Below are 293 nucleotides of genomic sequence, written 5' to 3'. Positions count from 1 at the left end.
GCCGGGTTTATCGCCAACACCTGACCACCTCGCCATGCCTGCTTGTATTCGAGCTGGCGGCGCAGCTCAAACCAGCCCTGATCTAATATCGAACGATTCAGCCCTGATTTTGCCCGGACGTTGCGCCCCGGCTGACTGGTCGTGCCTGCTGCTGATTTTGACATGCTGGCAACCTTCAAATCCTCAATGACGATCATCGCGTGGTTTTTGCTGATAGTCGTTGTGACCTTGTGAAGGTAATCGCGGCGGGTGTTGGCGATATGTGAGTGCAGCCGCTGGATCTTGGCTTTTTG

At 54.9% G+C, this 293-nt stretch carries 1 protein-coding gene; it reads right to left on the bottom strand.

Annotation, left to right across the window (positions count from 1 at the left end; all coding sequences use genetic code 11):
• The coding region (locus J9889_RS24775; protein WP_210558341.1) for an RNA-guided endonuclease TnpB family protein at nucleotides 1-293 on the bottom strand (293 nt) is incomplete at both ends.

It is taken from the genome of Aeromonas sp. PrichA-15 (assembly GCF_017939245.1).
GTDB classification, from domain to species: Bacteria; Pseudomonadota; Gammaproteobacteria; order Enterobacterales; family Aeromonadaceae; genus Aeromonas; species Aeromonas caviae.
The sequence above is the reverse complement of the archived record's forward strand: the minus strand, read 5'-3'. Positions and strand labels throughout refer to the sequence as shown.